This is a genomic window from Streptomyces sp. NRRL F-4489 (genome assembly GCF_001509485.1).
Classification (GTDB): domain Bacteria; phylum Actinomycetota; class Actinomycetes; order Streptomycetales; family Streptomycetaceae; genus Streptomyces.
The window spans coordinates 1-425 of record NZ_LLZI01000182.1 but is presented as its reverse complement, the minus strand read 5'-3'; the positions used below and the strand labels follow the sequence as shown (position 1 = coordinate 425).

Annotated in this window: 1 protein-coding gene; it reads right to left on the bottom strand. The window is 69.9% G+C overall.

Annotated elements, in window-relative coordinates; genetic code table 11:
- Positions 1-157: 157 nt before the first annotated feature.
- On the bottom strand, positions 158-425 hold a 268-nt coding region (locus ADL22_RS36810; protein ID WP_159048666.1), incomplete at its 5' end, for a 4'-phosphopantetheinyl transferase superfamily protein.

Sequence of the window (425 nt, the reverse complement as noted above, 5' to 3'; positions counted from 1 at the left end):
GGAAGCTAAGCCTTTCAGCGCCGATGGTACTGCAGGGGGGACCCTGTGGGAGAGTAGGACGCCGCCGAACAATTTTTAGAAAAAGCCTCGTTCCCCGAGTTTCGACTCGGGGAACGAGGCTTTTTTGCGTTTCTGGGGAATTCTCAGGGGCGGCTGCTCACGGGCGGGGGATCGTCGCCGCGGTGAGGAGGATGCCGTGGGCGGCGTACCAGCGGCCGGGGAGGACGGGGGCGGGGGCGCCGGCCGGCCAGGGGAGGAGGAGGCGGGCGGTGAAGGTGCGGCCGGCGGGGTCGAAGGTGATGTCGGCGTCGTGGAATTCGAGGGGGCGGGGGGCGAGCGGGGCGCACGCCTTGTAGACCGCTTCCTTGGCGCTGAAGAGGAGGCGGTCCCAGGGGGTGGCCGGGTGGGCGGCGTCGAGGGCCTGC